General features: G+C 49.0%; 21 protein-coding genes and 1 pseudogene. 21 read left to right on the forward strand and 1 reads right to left on the reverse strand.

The genetic code is table 11. The features are described from left to right. Positions 1–209 precede the first annotated feature (209 nt). Both KMZ15_RS05075 and KMZ15_RS05080 read left to right on the forward strand, forming a co-directional pair. A complete protein-coding gene (locus tag KMZ15_RS05075; protein ID WP_223691224.1) occupies positions 210–839 on the forward strand; it encodes a recombinase family protein in 630 nt (209 codons plus the stop codon). Positions 840–1,190: 351 nt separating this feature from the next. Continuing rightward, entirely contained in the window at positions 1,191–1,577 is a 387-nt protein-coding gene (locus KMZ15_RS05080; protein WP_223691226.1) for a hypothetical protein, read from the forward strand. Between the two features lie 584 nt (positions 1,578–2,161). Here KMZ15_RS05080 and KMZ15_RS05085 read toward each other — a convergent pair. After that, entirely contained in the window at positions 2,162–2,443 is a 282-nt protein-coding gene (locus KMZ15_RS05085; RefSeq protein WP_223691228.1) for a type II toxin-antitoxin system RelB/DinJ family antitoxin, read from the reverse strand. Positions 2,444–2,575: 132 nt separating this feature from the next. Between KMZ15_RS05085 and KMZ15_RS05090 the strand changes: the two genes are divergently transcribed. The 19 genes and pseudogenes from KMZ15_RS05090 (at position 2,576) to KMZ15_RS05180 (ending at position 19,651) form a co-directional block, all read left to right on the forward strand. Beyond that, a complete protein-coding gene (locus tag KMZ15_RS05090; RefSeq protein WP_223691230.1) occupies positions 2,576–4,171 on the forward strand; it encodes a TerL protein in 1,596 nt (531 codons plus the stop codon). 7 nt (positions 4,172–4,178) lie between these two features. Beyond that, positions 4,179–5,666 carry a DUF1073 domain-containing protein gene (locus tag KMZ15_RS05095; protein WP_223691232.1) on the forward strand — a complete coding sequence of 496 codons (1,488 nt, stop codon included), beginning with the start codon at positions 4,179–4,181 and terminating at the stop codon, positions 5,664–5,666. Next, positions 5,650–6,516, forward strand: coding sequence for a phage minor head protein (locus KMZ15_RS05100; protein ID WP_223691234.1), 867 nt, complete (start codon positions 5,650–5,652; stop codon positions 6,514–6,516). The genes KMZ15_RS05095 and KMZ15_RS05100 overlap by 17 nt, the downstream gene beginning before the upstream one ends. Next, a complete protein-coding gene (locus KMZ15_RS05105; protein ID WP_223691236.1) occupies positions 6,513–7,775 on the forward strand; it encodes a DUF2213 domain-containing protein in 1,263 nt (420 codons plus the stop codon). The genes KMZ15_RS05100 and KMZ15_RS05105 overlap by 4 nt, the downstream gene beginning before the upstream one ends. 3 nt (positions 7,776–7,778) lie before the next feature. Then, positions 7,779–8,279, forward strand: coding sequence for a hypothetical protein (locus KMZ15_RS05110; protein WP_223691239.1), 501 nt, complete (start codon positions 7,779–7,781; stop codon positions 8,277–8,279). A 10-nt stretch (positions 8,280–8,289) separates the two neighbouring features. After that, a complete protein-coding gene (locus KMZ15_RS05115; protein ID WP_223691241.1) occupies positions 8,290–9,387 on the forward strand; it encodes a major capsid family protein in 1,098 nt (365 codons plus the stop codon). Between the two features lie 11 nt (positions 9,388–9,398). Then, positions 9,399–9,782 carry a hypothetical protein gene (locus KMZ15_RS05120; protein ID WP_223691243.1) on the forward strand — a complete coding sequence of 128 codons (384 nt, stop codon included), beginning with the start codon at positions 9,399–9,401 and terminating at the stop codon, positions 9,780–9,782. Then, a complete protein-coding gene (locus KMZ15_RS05125) occupies positions 9,782–10,225 on the forward strand; it encodes a DUF4054 domain-containing protein (RefSeq protein WP_223691245.1) in 444 nt (147 codons plus the stop codon). The genes KMZ15_RS05120 and KMZ15_RS05125 overlap by 1 nt, the downstream gene beginning before the upstream one ends. A gap of 44 nt (positions 10,226–10,269) precedes the next feature. Next, on the forward strand, positions 10,270–10,767 hold the full coding sequence (locus tag KMZ15_RS05130; RefSeq protein ID WP_223691247.1) for a hypothetical protein: 498 nt from the start codon (positions 10,270–10,272) through the stop codon (positions 10,765–10,767). Further along, positions 10,764–11,126 (forward strand): hypothetical protein, encoded by a 363-nt coding sequence (locus tag KMZ15_RS05135; protein WP_223691249.1) that lies wholly within the window; start codon positions 10,764–10,766, stop codon positions 11,124–11,126. Before KMZ15_RS05130 ends, KMZ15_RS05135 begins: the two co-directional genes overlap by 4 nt. A gap of 161 nt (positions 11,127–11,287) precedes the next feature. Further along, the gene (locus KMZ15_RS05140) at positions 11,288–12,454 is read left to right on the forward strand and encodes a hypothetical protein (protein ID WP_223691251.1); all 1,167 of its coding nucleotides are present in this window, start codon (positions 11,288–11,290) and stop codon (positions 12,452–12,454) included. 101 nt (positions 12,455–12,555) lie between these two features. Further along, the gene (locus tag KMZ15_RS05145) at positions 12,556–12,816 is read left to right on the forward strand and encodes a hypothetical protein (RefSeq protein WP_223691253.1); all 261 of its coding nucleotides are present in this window, start codon (positions 12,556–12,558) and stop codon (positions 12,814–12,816) included. Between the two features lie 250 nt (positions 12,817–13,066). After that, positions 13,067–14,391 (forward strand): annotated as a pseudogene (locus KMZ15_RS05150) (IS4 family transposase). A 143-nt stretch (positions 14,392–14,534) separates the two neighbouring features. Beyond that, complete coding sequence (locus KMZ15_RS05155; protein ID WP_223691256.1) at positions 14,535–14,945, forward strand: hypothetical protein; 411 nt, start codon at positions 14,535–14,537, stop codon at positions 14,943–14,945. A 10-nt stretch (positions 14,946–14,955) separates the two neighbouring features. Then, positions 14,956–16,458, forward strand: coding sequence for a DUF3383 domain-containing protein (locus KMZ15_RS05160; RefSeq protein WP_223691258.1), 1,503 nt, complete (start codon positions 14,956–14,958; stop codon positions 16,456–16,458). 14 nt (positions 16,459–16,472) lie between these two features. After that, a complete protein-coding gene (locus tag KMZ15_RS05165) occupies positions 16,473–16,919 on the forward strand; it encodes a hypothetical protein (RefSeq protein WP_223691260.1) in 447 nt (148 codons plus the stop codon). Beyond that, entirely contained in the window at positions 16,916–17,377 is a 462-nt protein-coding gene (locus tag KMZ15_RS05170) for a hypothetical protein (protein WP_223691262.1), read from the forward strand. The genes KMZ15_RS05165 and KMZ15_RS05170 overlap by 4 nt, the downstream gene beginning before the upstream one ends. 85 nt (positions 17,378–17,462) lie before the next feature. Continuing rightward, entirely contained in the window at positions 17,463–19,130 is a 1,668-nt protein-coding gene (locus KMZ15_RS05175) for a hypothetical protein (protein WP_223691264.1), read from the forward strand. Further along, the gene (locus KMZ15_RS05180; protein ID WP_223691266.1) at positions 19,127–19,651 is read left to right on the forward strand and encodes a phage baseplate protein; all 525 of its coding nucleotides are present in this window, start codon (positions 19,127–19,129) and stop codon (positions 19,649–19,651) included. Before KMZ15_RS05175 ends, KMZ15_RS05180 begins: the two co-directional genes overlap by 4 nt. The last annotated feature ends 21 nt before the right edge of the window (positions 19,652–19,672 follow it).

Genomic DNA, 19,672 nt, shown 5'->3' on the forward strand with positions numbered 1-19,672 from the left:
AGCTAGATTTTTAATTTTTGCACGCCAGGTCTGAACGTAGAGGGCAGCATCCCATAGAAATACCTGGGGTAGCCAATTTAAGTAGTCAAATTGGTTGTGGTCAAATAGGGTTGCTATTTTAATTTTTGGCTAGTACGATAATCACTAGTCAAATAGGGTATACTCTATTTGTCAATTTAAGGCCCTCTACTTCATTGGAAGCATCCCCTATGAACGTTGCCCGTATTTACCTACGTGTTAGCACTGAAGAGCAAGACCTCACCCGCCAGGCTACATTAGAAGACAGCACCCGCGAAGCAGGGTATTACATTGCAGGGGTCTATCGGGAGAAGGCATCAGGCGCACGGGCAGATCGCCCTGAACTGCTGCGCATGATTGAAGATTTGCAATCTGATGAGGTCGTGGTGGCTGAAAAAATAGACCGCTTAAGCCGCTTGCCTTTACCTGGGGCGGAACAACTGATTGCAGCTATTCGGGCCAAAGGCGCACGCTTAGCCATACCGGGGGTTGTTGATTTATCGGAGTTCGCGCAGGCGTCGGATGGCATCGCAAAAATCGTCCTGGAATCTACCCAGGAAATGCTACTCAGGCTCGCGTTGCAAATGTCTCGTGATGACTATGAAACACGCCGTGAGCGCCAACGCCAAGGCATAGAATTAGCCAAGAAAGCAGGCAAATATGGGGGCCGCAAACCCAACTTGATTCAACAGCAGCGCATTATCGCCTTACGCAGCGCTAAAGAAACCATCCAGCGCACCGCCGAGTTAGCGGGGTGTAGCGAAAGCCAAGTTAAGTTGATATGGAGCCGACATGCATACAACCAAGATTTAAATGATTGACTGATAATTATAGAGATAGGTAAGAAAATTTTTTACCTATCTCTTGACTTTTTGGTTCAGTTGATGCATATTCCTGATATTGTCTGGACGAAAGCATGTTCAGACCGCTTAAAAGCTCGCCAAAAGTGGGCTTTTTGCATTTCTAGTACGTATTTATCCTCCGCCACCCTCCGCGGTGGCTTTGAAACCCGCGCTCAGTCCCATGCTGGCGCGGGTTTCGCTTTTTTGGCTTGCGTTTATGGCAATGTGGCTATCCGCCTAGCCCAACTAGGGCGCTAGCCTAGGCGCCTGGAGTCACACATGTCAGGAGTAAAAAATAAATCGGGTGGAAAACGCCCAGGCGCTGGGCGCTTGGCTTTTAACCCTAGCGATGAACAGCGTAAGCTAGTAAAAAAATTGTCCGCTTTGGGTATTCGCCATTCAGATATTCCGCTGTTGATTGTAGATGCCAAAGGGAACGCTATCTCTGAGCCAACGCTGCGCAAGTATTTCTCCTTTGAACTTGCGAGCGGTAAAGTAGCGGCGAACGCTGAAGTGGCTGAAACGCTATTTAATAAAGCGACGAAGGGAGACGATACCACCGCAATGATTTTTTGGTTGAAATCTCAAGCTGGCTGGACAGATAGGCAGCGCGTGGAATTAACCGGCGCAAATGGTGCTCCGATACAGTCGATCACTACCGCAACGAATGATCCGATAGAGGCTGCCAAAATTTATCAGCAGATGGTGAACTCGTAAAATACTTATTGCACGCCAAGCTCGCTATGTGAGTCGCTAAGAAATTGCTATGCAATGAGCGCGCAGGGCCATTTTTTTAGCATCAAAAAGGCTGTACAAAGCAGTCGTGCACGTTCAGCATAGACATGACCTTGTACAGAATTCTTGATGTTAGGATCGGTTTTTAGGATGTTGCTGTTCGTATTGCTTTTTAGCGTACAGTGCAGCAGAAACAGCAAGAGACAGCATAACTGCCATCGTCGCATATACAATAATCATTCGTCCTCTCCTTTTAAAGTGAACCACTTTAAACTACCAATGTAAACCATTATAAGCCCGTATATAGCCAAAATGAGCGTAAGTATTCCCTTATGGTCCAGGAAATATCCGAATACAGAACCTGAAGCCATCGCCACACCATGATTACGTATGGACTGTGCTAAATCGGGTAGGCTAAGCTGCCTAAAAATTTGATTCTTCAACAGGCCGATAGCCTGCTGTAGAGGAGCTAGAAATTTTAGTGTCATCTCAATGGGTTTTTAATAAGGAAATTTTGCCGATAAGGCCCCTTCGCGTTTCAAGTCTCGTTTAAATGGTTCGATTGCTTAATCGTCCGCATCCAGCACCTTTTGTAGCTCGTCAAGCGTCACTGTTTCCAGCTTACCGTGCCGTGCTTCTTTCATTGCTTGGGGGGCGTGTGCGATTGCTTCGATAGTCGTAGTGTTTGGCACCAGAGGCTCAAATGGCAACGCCTTTTCACGTGTAATACGGGTTAACAAAATACGGAAAGCATCAGACACCGTTAGTCCTATCGCTGCTAATACGGCGGTGGCTTCTTCCTTAATATGCTCGTCGATTCGAGCACGAACTACCGTAGTTGCAGACATGATTTTCTCCATATATTTATGGCCACATTGTGGCCAAAATGTTTATTAAATGCAATTTGAATTCTGATGGAGCCGTCATAAACGATCCAGTTAAGGCCGCAAAAACGTATCAGCAGGCGATGAATTCATAAAATGCCTATTCCGTTCCCGTTCGATTTTCGCAACCCGGATTATGTGCAGGTATTTGCATGGCGCGCAGAAAGGCTACAGCGTATTCGGGCGAACCCAGCCATGCTACCCGCATTAAAGGCGTTCTACCGCGACCATCCCGCGCAGTTTATTATCGATTGGGGCATGACGTTTGACCCGCGCAATGTGGAGCGCAATTTGCCTGCGGCGATCCCATTCCTACTTTTTCCGAAACAAGAAGAATGGGTGGATTGGTTTTTAGACAAGTGGCGCACGCAATCCCCCGGTATCACAGAAAAATCCCGCGATATGGGCTTAAGCTGGCTCACTGTCGGCGTAGCCGCAACGATCTGCCTTTTTCATGGCGGCGTAGTGGCGGGGTTTGGCTCCCGTAAAGAAGAATATGTCGACAAAATCGGTTCCCCTAAATCCTTGTTTCACAAGGCGCGCATGTTTTTAGCGCTGCTACCGCCAGAATTTCGGGGCGGCTGGAACCCTCTCAAGCACGCGCCCCATATGCGTATCCATTTTCCGCAAACGAGCTCTGTAATGACCGGTGAAGCGGGAGACGGTATCGGACGAGGGGATCGAGCCAGTTTCTATTTTGTGGATGAGGCGGCATTTTTGGAGCGCCCCTTGCTGGTCGATGCGTCTTTATCGCAAACAACGAACTGCCGACAGGATATTTCTTCGGCTAATGGCATGGCGAATCCGTTCGCGCAAAAGCGGCACGCTGGAAAGATTCCCGTATTTACTTTTCATTGGCGCGATGATCCGCGTAAGGATGATCACTGGTACGAAGCGCAAAAGCGCAAGATCGATAACACCGTCATCGTCGCGCAAGAGATCGATATTTGTTACACCGCCTCTGTGGAAGGCGTACTTATTCCGAGTGAATGGGTGAACGCTGCAATAGATGCACACCAAAAGCTTGGCATAGCGCCTACAGGCAGCCGTCGCGGCGCGCTGGATATCGCCGATGAAGGTATAGATTTAAACGCATTTTGCGGCGCACAAGGGATATGGGTTGACTATCTCGAAGCCTGGTCCGGTGAAGGTTCCGATATTTATAAAACGGTCGAAAAGGCTTTTGCACTATGCGATACACAGGGCTACGGCTCCTTTTATTACGATGCAGACGGCTTAGGAGCTGGTGTACGCGGTGATGCACGTGTACTCAATGAGCGGCGCAAGCAAAGCGGAGCACGTGAAATTGAAGTCTTATCGTTTCGCGGTTCAGGCGGTGTCGTGAACCCCGATAAAGAAATGGTGCATGGCCGCACGAATCAGGATTTTTTTGCTAATCGCAAAGCCCAAGCTTGGTGGGCCTTACGTACTCGGTTTCAAAAAACGCATCGAGCCATCACGGATCACCTTCCCTTTGAAGCAGACGAAATTATTTCATTGTCGAGCGCATTGCCGGTATTGGCGCGCCTTACCAGCGAGCTTTCGCAACCCACTTATACGATTAACACGGTAGGCAAAATTCTTATTGATAAAACACCAGAAGGCACCCGCTCTCCCAATCTGGCAGATGCCCTGATGATGTGCTTTGCCCCACCCGAAAGAAAATCCCGCGGTTTTTTCGATTTGAATTAAGGTTGCTATGTTTGATTGGCTGCGCCGCAAAACGACATTACTTCAAGCCCCCGAGATCAAGAAATCCGGGGGCTTTTTTACGACTGACCACGATCTACGCATACGCCAAAGCGTGCTGTGGTCGCATGTACAGGCCTCAGTATTTCAGCGCACCGCGGTTGATTTTGCCGCGTCTGGCGTGGGGATGGATGCAAACGATATGGCTGACAGCGTCAAGCAGGTGTACGCGCTGCGACAGCAGAATATGCCTGCGGCGCAGGTTGGCTGGTATGCCTCGCAAAGCTTTATTGGTTATCAACTTTGTGCACTGATTGCGCAGCATTGGCTGGTAGATAAAGCGTGCGGGATGCCCGCTAAAGATGCCATTCGTAACGGTTACACGGTCACTGTCAATAACGGAACAGGCATCGATACGGAAGTAATGGATGCGATCCGTAAGGAAGATAAACGGTTTCGCATGAATCATCATATGCGTGAATTGGTGCGTATGGGCCGGGTATTTGGGATTCGCATTGCGATGTTCATTGTTCAATCAACGGACCCTGAGTATTACGCCAAACCGTTCAACCCTGATGGCGTGACGCCTGGTAGCTACAAGGGTATTCGGCAGATTGACCCCTATTGGGTGATGCCAGAGTTGAATTCGGCAGCCGTCACAGACCCAACGAGCCTCCATTTTTACGAACCTACGTATTGGCGCATAAATGGTAAGCCCATTCACCATTCGCATTTAATTATTTTCCGTACAGGGGAAGTCCCCGACGTGCTAAAGCCTACGTATCACTACGGTGGCGTGTCGGTGCCGCAAAAGATTTTTGAACGCGTGTATGCATCCGAGCGCACCGCCAATGAAGCCCCCCTGCTTGCCCTCTCTAAGCGTAGCACCGTGGTCCATACGGATGTCGAGCAAGCGATTGCTAACCCGGCGAAATTTGAGCAGCGCATAGCGAACTGGGCGCACTACCGCGATAACCACGGAGTCAAAGTTGCGGGTAAGGAAGAGCAAATTGAACAGTTTGATACGGCTTTGGCAGATTTAGACGCAGTCATCATGACGCAGTATCAGCTGGTAGCCGCGGCGGCAAACGTTCCTGCAACTAAGCTATTTGGCACGTCTCCGAAAGGGTTTAATGCTACAGGCGAGTTTGAGGAATCGAGTTATCACGAAGAGTTAGAAAGCATTCAAGCGCATGATTTAACCCCGCTTTTAGATCGCCATCATTTACTCGTTATTCGCTCTGAGATTGCGCCCCGATTTGCGATCAAACCTTTTGAGACGGCGGTCTCATGGAATCCACTCGATTCTATGACGACCAAAGAACACGCCGAAGTCAATAAGCTTAAAGCAGAAACCGGCGCGGTTTTGGTGCAATCCGGTGCCATTGATGGGATCGACGAGCGCCGCCGTATTACACAAGACCCGGATAGCGGATATACGGGCATCGAAGAAGCCATGCCCGACGAGCTAGACAACCCAGATGATGATGGCGCGTAAATTACTCCCCCGCAAAAAATCAGTACGGGCAAACCCTTTTCAGCCCATCTTGCTACGTGGTCAGCCTCTACGGGTAAGCGCCGGTCTACAAGCGCGTTATCAGCAAGAATTGGATGCACTGGTGACCACCATGACGGCTAGCACCTACAAAGAATTGGTCGCATTATTCCTAAGCCCATCTGCGCAGGAATTTTTTGCGCAAGATGCCGGTATATCGAGCCAAGCACGCCTTCTAACGAAGGCATTAACACGCCATATACGTAAGCATTTCACGCTACGCGCTAAACAACTGGTTAAGCACATGATGACTGAAGCCGATAAGGTCAGTAGCGCCAGTGTAAGCAATAGTTTACGGGAGTTATCGGGCGGTGTATCGCTGAAAACAAACGCCATCCCGCCAAGCTATCAAGCAATCCTTGAAAGTTCGGTAACAGAAAACGTAAATCTCATCAAATCGATAGCAACACGCTATCTCGATAAGGTGAAAGAGGCCGCCATGCGCTCCATCACAAGCGGCAACGGACTAGAAGATTTGATTCCGTTTTTGCAGGCGCAAGAAGGCACCACACGGCGGCGCGCACGAAATATTGCGCTGGATCAAACCCGCAAAGCCTACAACGGATTTAACCGAGCTCGTTGCGTAGGCGCTGGCGTGACGCATGGCGAATGGATCCATAGCGGCGGCGGTTTGCACCCGCGAGAAAAACATCAAGACTTTTCCGGCCACGTATTCGATTTAACACAAGGCGCGCCGATTGGCCCAAATGACACCTATGTACAGCCAGGAGAGGAACCCAATTGCAAATGTGCTTTTGCTCCAATCCTTCAATTTACCGGGGGTAGCGCATGACACACCGCGCCATTGATACCAATGGATGGGTAGAAATTCGTGATAACCCGCTTTCAAAGGTTGGCGTGTTTCCATATCTTGGCCGATCTATAGGCGCACCTGAGCCAGACCGGGTCTACATGGTCTACCGCCCTGAAGAAGAATTATCTCACTCAGACTGTATTCAGTCATTCCGGCTACTGCCGTGGGTCGATGAGCACGCCATGCTAGGCAATGAGGAATCCGGCTTTACCGCTCCCGAAACAAAAGGCATTCACGGCGTCATCGGTGAAGACGTGTACTACAAAAACGGCGTACTCAAAGGCAATCTCAAAGTTTTTTCCGAATCTCTCGCATCGCTTATCAATAGCGGCAAACGAGAGCTATCAGCCGGTTATCGCTGTCAGTACGAATTCACGACAGGCCAATACAACGGACAACATTACGATGCGATCCAACGAGCAATTAGAGGCAATCACCTTGCATCGGTTAAGGAGGGACGCATGGGGCCAGATGTGGCCGTTTTAGACCATATGACATTTACATTCGATGCAAAGGAGCTATGTATGCCAGATGATGAGAAAAACCCAGAAGGAAAAGATGAAGACGTGTCTTTAGCTGATGCAGTCAAGCAATTAATTCCGATTCTGCAAGCGCTAGTAAGTCGTACCCCTGCCACCGACGACGAGGACAACCCACCAGACCAGAATCAAACGCCGGTTGAAGATGATGATACGCCCCCCTTGATGGAGGATGAAGAAGAAACCGAAGACGAGAAAGAAAATGATGACGACAAAACCGCGCAAGCGATGGACGCCGCAATCCAAGCATTGTGGGCCGCGTCAAAATCTGCGCCCAAAGCCATGCGTAAAAACATGGATAGCGCGATTACGGGATTGCGCAAGGTCTGTGCTCACACCCAGTCAAATCAAAGTAATCGAATCGTCTCTACCATTGATGCAGCTGATATTAAAGCGCTACGGGTACGACTTGAACAATTGGAACGCAAAGAAAGTGAAGCCCATAAACGTGTTGAACTGGCTAACCGCCTCTCTGCGCACATTGGTGCGTTCGATCATGCCGACAAAACGTTAGATCAAATCGCGCGCTATGGCGTCTCAAAGCTGGGTATCCCCTGCGCTAAAGGGCAGGAAATTATCGCAATCGATAGTTTTTTATGGGATCGAAAACCACCGCAACCCGGAACGGGATTGGATAGCGTAATGAATAAAAATCTTTCAGTCGTGAAAGAGCTCGAGAACTATCTACAAGGAGCCTAAACCATGCCTTTTCAAAATACGGTACGTGCTGAGATGACATTGGGCGTGCCAGGTGAGCTATTTACGAGCGGCCCGATGCGGGTTGCACCGTGGACATTAGTTTCTGACAAGCCTAATGTGATTGGTTACGCCTACACACTCGTTAGTGAAAGGGTGGCGCAAGTGGGCGGTACAGGCCCATTCGTAGGGATTTTGATTCATCCTAAGCATTACGCTTCTTGCGGCACCTCTGAGGGCATTCTAGCGCCTACCTTGGAGTTACGAAATAACAGCAGAGGTGAGTTGCTCACAATGGGGGAAATTGTCGTGAGCCTGATCCCCCCGGCGGATATTGGCTATGTCGTCATTTATGACACGACCACGGGTGCTTTGTCCGCTATCGCAAAAGATAAGGAAATACCAGAGGGAAGTGCTGAGGTGCCGAACACAGTTATCTCTGGCTATGTGCCCACCTCTTACAAGCCCGCTGCTCCGGAATTAACCGTGATCACATTGACTAACTGAGATATCGAATATGCAAAGCCAAGAACATTCATATATCGGCCCGCGTGCGGTACGACAACTCGAACTGTCTAATGTGGACGGATATCAGGCGCTATCTAGGATCGGGATTGGCATGGATGATGCCATTGTGTATAGCATGATGGATGCTATGCCCGACGCTTCGCCGATGCCTGGTTTGACTACGCCGAGTATTACAACGCCCGCGCAATTCTTGCAAAACTGGTTGCCGGGTTTTGTCCGAGTTATCACGCAAGCGCGCAACATTGATGAGTGCGTGGGCATCCTAACGGCTGGTTCTTGGGAAGATGAGGAAATTGTTCAAGGTGTGATGGAACTCACCGGCACAGCCCGACCATATGGCGACTATACCAACGTCCCTTTATCGTCGTGGAATGTCAACTTTGAGCAGCGTACTGTCGTGCGATTTGAAAAAGGAATGCGCACCGTCCCTCTTGAAGAAAAGCGCGCCTCCAAAATGGGCGTCGATAGCCCCGCAAGCAAACGCGCAGCAGCAGCGGACGCACTGGAAATAGCCAGAAACCGGATCGGATTTTTGGGCTACAACGCGGGGCAAAATATCACGTATGGTCTATTAAATGATCCCAGTCTACCGCCCTATAGCACGTTACCAAAGAGCAAGGGTGCCAACGGCTCAACAAAATGGAGAGATAAATCTTTCTCAGAAATTACCGCAGACATTCGTACGATGGTTTCCGATCTGCGTAGTCAGTCAGGCGGGAACATCAAACCAAAAGTGATACCCCTTACGCTCGTCTTGGGTGAGTTGGCGGTCGATTATCTATCTGTTACTGAGTTGGGTAATTCCGTACAGGAATGGTTAACAAAGACCTATCCGACAATGCGCGTTGTATCGTGTCCAGAATTCGATGCTGCCCACGGTGGCGATAACGTAGCGTATCTCTATGCAGAAAGCGTGAATGATCTATCTACGGACGGAGGTCACACTTTTGTGCAGGTCGTACCGGCAAAATTTGAGTTACTCGGTATCCAGAAACTCGCAAAAGGGCATGAAGAGGCTTACTCCAATGCAACCGCCGGGGTCATGTGCAAGCGGCCTTATGCGGTGGTGCGACGCTTTGGAATTTAAAGGAGATTACGATGCCTTATGTTTACTCGACTCTGACGGCCAGCACCGATTATCGTGTATGGATGCCAAGCAAAAATGAATTGCCCACTGCGGGCCGCTCCATTGTTATTAATGGTGGAACAGGTATTGCCACTAAAGGCGCTACGAGCAAAGACCTAATTACGCCGTATGGAATAGTAACCAAAGTAACCGATGAAGAGTTGGCACTTCTAGAAGCGGATAAAGCTTTCCAACTGCATGTTGAACGGGGCTTTATTCGCGTCGAACGTATCAAAACCGATCCTGAAAAAGTCGCCGCCAACATGGCGAGCAGAGACGGCTCATCGCCACTGGTGCCGCAGGACTTTGCAGAGAATGAGCAACCCAAGACTAAAACCAAAACCAAGGGTGAGTGATGATGGGTGGGATCATCCAATTTGATGTGAGTGCGTTTCGTTTGTCCTTTCCGGCGTTCGCAAACATGGAAACCTATCCTGATGCATCGCTCTTAGCAAGTTGGGATGCAGCAACCTGTTACGTTAGCCCGCAAAACTACGGCTATCTACAGGGAGAGAGCCGTGCACGAGCACTCAATCTGATGACAGCGCATCTAGTGGCTTTGGCCGACATCGTCAAAGCGGGCCAGATGCCAAGCATGGTATCCGCATCTACCGTAGACAAAGTAGCCGTCACCCTGACGCCGCCCCCCGTTAAATCGCAATGGCAGTGGTGGTTATCTCTCACCCCCTATGGGCAGCAGCTCTTAGCATTGCTGTCAGCCAGTGCTGCTGGTGGTTTCTATATTGGCGGGTTGCCTGAGGGCTCAGGGTTTCGCCGGGTTCATGGAATATATCCCTGACACTTCCCCTTTTTTATCAAAAGACATTTTGAAGAGTACGCCCGATGACCAAAGTGAAACGCACGCTCGGTCCTGGTGGCGCTCGTCTCTATAACGCGCTCAAGCAGATTGATAGCAAAGTCGCAAAGGTCGGGTGGTTTGAATCCTCGAAATACGAAAACGGCACGCCGGTAGCCTATGTGGCGGCGATACATGAATATGGCGTGCCGGAGAAAAACATCCCAACGCGTGCCACGATGCGCCCGACACTGCAAGCGCAGCGCGCACCGTGGGTTAGCCTCGCACAGGCCGGATTGACAGGGGTGTTTCGTGGCACAGAGACTGCTTCTACCGCAATGGAAAAGATAGGCGCTAAAGCTGCTGGGGATATCCGAAAGGCCATTTCGCAGCTCCATACGCCGCCTTTAAAGGTTAAAACGGTTAAAGCGCGTTTGCGCGGCAAAAAGCAGGGGCGCGTAGTCTCGCTCACGATAGCGAAGCCCTTAGTGGATTCCGGCGTGCTTCTGAATACGCTTACCCACCTAGTCGAAAACAAATCATGACGCCCGGCGCGAATGTGCTCAGCCTTGCGTTATCGGTTATCGGCAAGCAATGCATCAAATATTACTGTTTCATCGGACGCGAGACGAACGAGATCGGTATTGATCTTAATCGCTATGCGCCGCCCGAAACCCTATACGCCAGTGTGCAAGCAGTAGATCGCAATGTGTATCCATACCTGGGGCTGGATTTTCAGAAAAGGTATATCCGCGTCTATGCCTGTAAGCCATTACAAGACATTGGTAGAGACCGTTCTAGTGATCAAATCGAATTTGCTAACCAGCGTTATCAAGTGCTCTCGGATGCGGATTGGTATCACATAGACGGGTGGGATGGTGCGCTTTGCGTACAGATACATTAACCGAGCTGAAATTGACTTTGTAGGTAAATTATCAGGTGTTTATTGTATGCAGGAGTTTGATATTTATTGGTAAACAGTGCTAATGAATAAAGAGAAGACTTTTCGGAGGGCGGTAATTTTATTCGCCCTATTAGGTGCCAAAAAGGCAAAAGGGGGCGGCTTTGAGTCCATCCACTAATGCCGCGTGCTCCTCAAGTACCAGCACACCTATTTATATTAGTACGGTTGGCCCGTATACCGGAAAAGGCAAGCAACGTGCTGACCCTGCCTATGAACAGAAAATAACGGATGAAAGGGGCCTATGCATAGTAGACGATAGTCGTTCTGCATTGACCAATCCGAGCGCACCAGATTACGCTATTAGCACGCACTTCGCATTTACAGAAAACCAGAGCACCCATAAAATTTTGAGTACGTGTGAGCGCATAATTTGCGCCACAGATAAGCACTATACGAAAATAGCCGATCCAAAAGGTGGGTTAAATAAGCTCAAAGAAATTTGCGAGAATGAGCGCGAGACGATAGTTAAATTAGAAATAAAGGCCCCGATAGACCCTGTTACCCATATTGGCCTCGAGACTGCGAAAGAAACACATAGTGCATTCTTGCAGGAACGGGTTAACGAGGCACTGCGCATTGTAGATAGCATATGCCAAATTATCCAAACGCTGGTGGCGCATCCTAAAGAATCGATTAGTGCTCAAGATATTAGTTCCCTAGAGCCATTGATAGAAAACATCGTAGTTGAGATAGCCAAGCTACAAAAAAGCTTACCCAGCCCTGCGAAAGCATTTTTAGGCGTGTTATTTGTTGCGGGGCTAGTCGCCCCTTTTATGGGCTTAATTTGGTATATTCTGGGAACTCTAGGATTGTTCTCTATGACGGCTGTGCTACCCCAGGCGCTTGCAACTTCTGCCTGGGTAGTAGGGGTTATTTTCGGCCTCATAATAAAGTGGCCTGATTACAAAAATGCGTGTGCAGAAAGAGCTTCTTCCAGTACACGGCAATTAATACAGTGCCACGAGACAATACGTTCTGCTCATAAGGAATTTAAAAAGAAAATGGACTCTGTAAAACTGGACAAATTGGACAAAGGTATAGAAAACACATTCCGCGCTAGCTCTATCGCTTTTGCTGAAACAAGCGCTATGCGGAATGAAGTTAGTGAGAAGCTTGATCGCTTACTAGCCTCTCGCTCTGAGTCAGCCAGCCCTGATTTAGCAGCAGAAAATGCAAGGCTGCGGGAACAGTTGGCTCAGAAAGACGCAACTATAGCCAATCTAGCAGCCGCTATAAGTAATATGAATAATGTAAATAAATTAGGATAAAAGTAGTTTTCTTAATTGCAGAAAGAGCTTCTTCCAGTACACGGCAATTAATACAGTGCCACGAGACAATACGTTCTGCTCATAAGGAATTTAAAAAGAAAATGGACTCTGTAAAACTGGACAAATTGGACAAAGGTATAGAAAACACATTCCGCGCTAGCTCTATCGCTTTTGCTGAAACAAGCGCTATGCGGAATGAAGTTAGTGAGAAGCTTGATCGCTTACTAGCCTCTCGCTCTGAGTCAGCCAGCCCTGATTTAGCAGCAGAAAATGCAAGGCTTAGAGAAGAAAATAAACAATTAAGAGAATACAACATGCAATTAATGGCCGCTGCTATGAACAATATAAATAAGAACGCATAAAAGTAGTTTTCTTAATTGCAGTACCGAGAAGCCCATAAAAAATTCTTTTTCTTTAAAGACTTTTTATGGGTATTTTTTTGAAATAAAAATATCTAGCTGAAATGAACAAGGCCCTCTGAGAGGGCTTTTTTAATGGACGGCTTTTGGATGGCTATGCAATAAAAGGTATGACCGATAACCCATGTCCTTACACACAACTATAAACAGCCAAGTACAATAAACCTTTAAAAGAAAGAGATGACAGGCAGAGATGAGCTGGGCAGCGAAAGAATTTAAGACAGTAGATTTAGGTGACAAGCGGTTAAACAAGAGGCTGATGTTGCTTGCAGAGCGTCTTGGGGAAAAGCCGACGGCGAGTCTGCCTGGGGCATGTAAAGGGTGGGCGGAAACCCAGGGGCGTATCGATTTTTATCTCAAGAGGATATAGGTTGGGAGTCTATTTTAGAGCCGCACTGGTCCTGTTCGCGTGCGCGCTTACAAGAGCAGCGTACCGTTTTGTGCATCCAAGACACCACGGAACTGAACTTCAACGGACAATCGATAGAAGGCTTGGGTCCCCTGTGTTACGAAGCGCAACGAGGTATGTACCTGCACCCGACGTATGCGGTATCGTTGGAGCGTGAACCGTTAGGCGTATTAGATGCGTGGATGTGGGCACGTGCATCCAAAGAAGACGTAGAGAATCGGTCTGGGATCAAGGAAAGTATACGCTGGATCGAAGGGTATAGCCGACTGGCAGAACTCTCAGCCGAGTTACCCGAGACACGTTTGGTGTATATGGCAGACCGTGAATCCGACATGCTAGAACTGATATGCAAAGCCTCCGAACTGGGGAATCCGGTGGATTGGTTAATTCGCTCGTGTCACAACCGGGTGCTACCAGATGGTGCTCGCCTGTGGGAGGCAGTCGGTGCGCAGGCAGCGGTAGGCGAATTGCATTTTATGATGCCCTCACGGCATGGCCAAAAGGCTCGAGCGGTACGTCAGCAAGTCAGAATGAAACGCGTTGTCCTTGATGATAGAAAGGGCTCCCCGTTAGAAGTGACCTGCGTAATAGCCCAAGAAGTGGAGGTACCGTCTGGCTGTAAGCCTGTGGAGTGGCGCTTGCTCACTAATCGCGTGGTACTTGATTTCGACGCAGCAGTGGAGTTGATTGACTGGTATCGGGCTCGCTGGGAGATTGAGATGTTCTTCCACGTTCTCAAAAACGGCTGTCGCGTCGAGGCGCTGCAACTAGGGGCTATCGAAAAGTTAGAGAGGGCGCTGGCGGTCTATATGGTGGTGGCTTGGCGAATCGCTCGCTTGATGAGACTAGGCCGTACTTGCCCTGATCTGGAAGCAGAACTGCTGTTTGAGCCAGAGGAATGGCAAGCCGCGTATCTTCTCATGAAAAAACCTGTGCCAAAAAAGACGCCTCGACTCAATGAAGTAGTGCGGCTTATTGCGATGTTGGGTGGATTCTTAGGCCGAAAAGGGGATGGCGAGCCCGGCGTAAAAACCATCTGGCAAGGATTACAGCAGGTTACTGCCTTTGCTCAGGGTCTACGCTGGGCGCGCCAAAACCAGATATTTTGAGTTGTGTATAAGGATATGCCGATAACCAACTCTTTCGCATCCTGCTGCCGTTGATTCGGGATGGGCTGCGCGCAGAAGGCGTTATTAATGTCGCTATCAAGCAGCAATACCAGCCAACGCAACAAGGACTATCAAGTAGCCCAATGATTTTACTGCATAAGCTCGGCGATTACCGCTATGGCTACCCTCAGCGTAAAAGCATATGGGATCAAGACGCCAAAGCGTTTATTCATCTTGAGGCTGTCCTAATAGAGACTACGTTTCAGCTCAATGCACTGGCCCCTCAAAATCCTGATCAACCTTATTTGCCAACTGCTTCAGACTTATTAAATCTGGTTGCCATCATCTTACAAAGCGACGCAACCCGCCAAACATTGCAAGCACACAAAATAGGTATTTACCGTGTGCAAGACCTACGCCAGATTTACTTTGTCGACGACCGAGACCAGTTCGCGGCCAGTCCCTCTTTTGATTTTACGTTGACCCATTCGCGCACGCTTAAAAGTAGCGTGCCGATGGTGCAAACGTTTGAATCTAATCTGTATCGCACTTAAGGAAATAGTTATGGCGATTCCCTTTTCTAAATATGTAGACATTACTTCTGGCGTAGGGGCGGCAACTGGTGTACGGCGGCGCGACCTGATCGGGCGATTTTTTACCACGAATACATTGCTACCACCTAAATCCATTATCGAATTTGATAGTGCAGACGGTGTGAGGGAGTATTTCGGTACGCTTTCCGAGGAATATCTTCGGGCTATGTTTTATTTCAGTTGGATATCAAAAAATATCACGAGTCCTCAGAAAATCAGTTTTGCGCGTTGGGTGAATACGGAAACGCCACCTATGATTTTTGGGGCCGCCATCACCACCACTTTAGCCGCATTTAAAGAAGTCAAAGCGGGGGCGCTTACGCTCACACTCGGAGCAGATACCCACATTGTTAAAAATCTATCGTTTGAAAACATCATTAGCCATAGCGATGTGGCCGCCGTCGTACAAGCTGGCATTCGCGAGGCAGGCACTGGCCCGTTATGGGCGGATGCTGTTGTGGCTTTCGATGCGGTGAACAGTCGATTTAATTTCACGACAACGAACGCATCCGCTAACGCAAAAATCGCCATTTCAGAAGGAACGATTAACCACATGCTCGGCTGGAACGAGCACGCCATCTTTGCGGACGGTGCCTTGGTTGAAAGCGTAAGCGAGGTATTGACTATCTCAACAGACAAATCTAACAACTTTGGCTCTTTCGCGTTCATGCCTACGCTATCAAAAGATGAGATTGTCGAGGCGGCAACATGGAACGCTGCGCAGAACGTGATGTACCAGTTTCAAGCAAGCGTCCTATCAAAAGATGCCTTTGATTATTACGAAGCACTAAAGAACTATGCCGGAACGGGTTTAACGCTTGCAGGGGCCGCTCATGAATACCCCGAGCAACTTCCCATGATGATTCTAGCGGCAACGGATTACAGCCGCCGCAACGCGACGCAAAGTTATATGTTTCAGTCGGCAGCGCTCACGCCTAGCGTGACAGAACCCACAGATTCGGCCCGTCTAGATGCCTTACGTATCAATTATTACGGTCGCACACAAAAAGGCGGTCAGATGCTGGACCTTTATCAACGTGGCGTGTTGATGGGCGGTGCAAGCGCGCCAACAGATATGAATGCCTACGCCAATGAACAATGGCTCAATGATGCGGCTGGTAGCGCGATTATGGAATTGTTGATGTCGCTTGCGAACGTGTCAGCCAATGCCCAAGGACGCGGACAACTGATTGCGACATTGCAAAGTGTCATTAATCAAGCGCTGATCAATGGCACGATTAGCGTAAGCGAAGATTTAAAACCCTTAAAACCCACACAGCAACTGTATATCACCAGGATGACCGGCAATGATAACGCCTGGCAACAAGTACAAACTATTGGTTATTGGCTCGATTGTGTAATGGAGCCTGTTGTTACTGAAGATAGCCGCACTGAATACAAAGCCGTTTACACCCTCATCTATAGCAAAAACGACGCTATCCGCAAAGTGGAAGGCGCGCATGTGCTGATCTAATTTAAGGAGTGACGATGAATAATATCTCTGGCTTTGGTCTGAGTGTACAGGTCCTTGCAACAGTGACTTTTCCAATCGGCTTTACGGTGACCGAATTTGCAGACGATGGCGATCCGTTCGATATTCCCAGCATCCAAATTAAAGATACGGCGATGGGCCTGAATGGACATTTAATTGCCTGGTCCAAACCCAGTCCCATTTCTATCACGCTCAACCTGCTTGCGAATAGCGACGGCGATAAAAATATGGCGAGATTGCTTGAAAGGAACCGCGCAGGTAGCGGAAAAATAATCACGCGGGATGTGATTACGATGGTGGCGACCTATCCAGATCAGAGCACGATGACTTTTACGAATGGCGTCATAACTGGCGGCATGACAGCAAACAGCGTAGCCAGCGCCGGGAGGATGAAAAGCAAACCCTACACTTTTGTATTTGAAAACCGCATAGGAACCCTATGAGCACCCTACTTGAACCCAAAGAAATCACGATAAAGACCATGGCAGGCGAAGATCGCACGTATATTTTGTCAAAATTCCCCGCCATCGCAGGCCGTGAGATCGTATCGCAATACCCGATTAGCGCAGTCCCTAAACTCGGAGATTACAAAATCAACGAAGCCCTTATGCTCAAGATTATGGGCTTTGTCGCGGTGCCAGCCGATAACGGTCCGTTGTGTTTATCGACTCATGCACTCGTGAACAATCATGTACCCGACTACGAAACATTGATGAAAATCGAGTTCCATATGATGGATTACAACACCTCTTTTTTGTCAATAGGAAAGATCTCAAATTTCTTGGGCGGTGTCGAGGGCAAGGCGGCAGCGTGGATTACCAAAACGTTGATGGGTTGGTTGGGGCAATACTTTCCGAAGGACGCGCCACCCTCCATGAACTCCGAACCCTCTACACCTTAGAAGACGCTTTGATTCTATGGGAGAGCATCGCCATTCCGCGATATAACGAATGGCTCGCGGTAGAAGCACTCAAAAGGACCACGCAATGAGCATCCTAGAAACGTTCTATATTCTCTTTGAGGCGGACGCCCAGGCCGTTAAAAAAGGCGCGCAAGAGGCCGAAACCGCAACCGACAAACTGGAAAGGAAAATCCAGCACGCCAATCTGGCTACGACGCAACTAGGCAAATCCTTTCAATCTTTGATCGGCGTGGCAACAAGCGCACTAGCAGGTGTGCTGTCAGTAGGTGCATTGGTTTCTGGTGTCGCCCATGCGGTGGCAAACGCGAGCGAAATCAGCAAAAGCGCTAACGCGCTAAAGGTAGAGTTCGATACGCTGCAGGCATGGAGCGAGGCAGCCAGACGGGCGGGAGGGAGCGGCACCGTATTTAGGCAGTCGCTTATCGACCTTAACGAAAAACTCCATGACTTTGCTAAAACAGGCAAAGGGGAGATCGGCCCATTACTGCAACAACTCGGCGTGCATTTCCGTAATGTGAATGGCACCCTCAAAACCACGCCGCAGTTACTGCTCGATATCGCCCAATCCTTTGAGCCGCTCAGCAAAATAGAGTCTACGGAATTGGGTAAGAAAATGGGGCTAGATGCCGCAACCATTACCCTATTACAAAAAGGCCAACGCGCCATTGAAGATCAAATTAAGCAACATAAAGCGTTAGGCGTACTTAACAAAGCCGATGCGCAAATCACCAAACAATATACCGAGCAACTAGAAAAGAACAAAGTGGCATTAGATAACCTGGGGCAGGTGTTTAGATATCTATTCACGACGATGGCCGTTACTGTTATGCCTGCTCTAACGTGGCTGCTTAAGCAATTCGAAGCCCTCACAAGCTATCTCGCGCAGCACCAGGACTTGGTAAAGGGATTTTTTATTGGACTGGCTGCGGTGCTCACCACCCTATATTTACCCGCCGTTCTGAAAGCCGCCTCCGCTACGTTGGCGCTTGTAGGCCCCTATCTCTTACTAAGTGCCGCGATTGCCGCAGTAGGCGCTGTATTTGCACTGGCCTACGAAGATGTGATGCATTTCCTGGATGGCCATGATTCCCTGATCGGAGAATTCACCAAACGTTGGTCGTTATTGGGCGAAGTCGTGCGTACAGTGGCGCATGTTTTCTTGTTCTTATTCGAGCTGGTAAAAGCAGGGCTAACTTTGATCGTAGACCTTATCCATAAACCAGAGAAAGCACTCGAGCGTTTCTCCGCAACCGTACAGGCTACATTTAATACACTGCTTAATAAGATACCCGCGCTCACATCGAGCATAGGCGCGATAGGGGGTGTATTCACTCAGGTAGGGAATATCGTACAGTCGGTGTGGGGTGGTATCACCGCCGCCATCGATAGGGCTATTGGCACCGCCTCGCAAGGCGTGAAGGTTATTGGCCACGCAATAGATAAGGTCAAATCTTTTTTTGGTATCAGCCAGGCTGCGAATGCGCAAAACGGCAGTTTTATGGCCGGTCAGCAGGCACTGGCGCTCACTTCAATCCCTCTCTCCGCGCAGACCTCGAACAGCATCATGCAGGCAAACCGCAACGTGAGCAAAAACACCAGCGTACAGACGGGACCGATCACTATTCATACGCAAGCATCTGATGGTGCGGCTATCAAACAGGAACTCAGCAAAGGATTAGAGCGCGAACTGAGTACGACATTACACCATTTTGATGATGGGGTTGTCGCGTGATTGCCGGATTCTTCCCCACGGCTGCTATCGATGTAGTCGGCTTGTTCGATGATAGCTTTGCGCAGTGTTTTGTTGATGCGAGGCCGATAAAAGCCACGGTTAAAGAGGCATCCAAGACGATGGAGCACCCGATTGAATCGGGCGCAACAATTACCGATCACCGTATTATTTTGCCGGTCGAAATTGAGCTATCGATGATGCTGCCCTCTACCGCATATCGAAACACCTATGCACAAATCCGAGAAGCCTATCTAAATGGACAGGTTTTCAGCGTGCAAACCAAGGCGGGCCGCTATCCCAATATGTTGATCGCGGACATGCCGCACGAGGAAGACCCGGATATTTTCGACTCAATCATGCTCTCACTTAGGCTGAAAGAAGTTTTATTAGTAAAAGCACAATACGAAGACTTGCCCCCTCAAAAGGTGAGAAATAAATCCCATGCCTCGACCGTGCAACGTGGCGAGCAATCGGGAAAACCCATAAAAAAACAATCGACGCTTCACAGCCTTTTATTTTAATGGGCTATATGCCTTCTAAGG

Source organism: Mycoavidus sp. HKI (genome assembly GCF_020023735.2).
In the GTDB taxonomy this organism is placed as follows: domain Bacteria; phylum Pseudomonadota; class Gammaproteobacteria; order Burkholderiales; family Burkholderiaceae; genus Mycoavidus.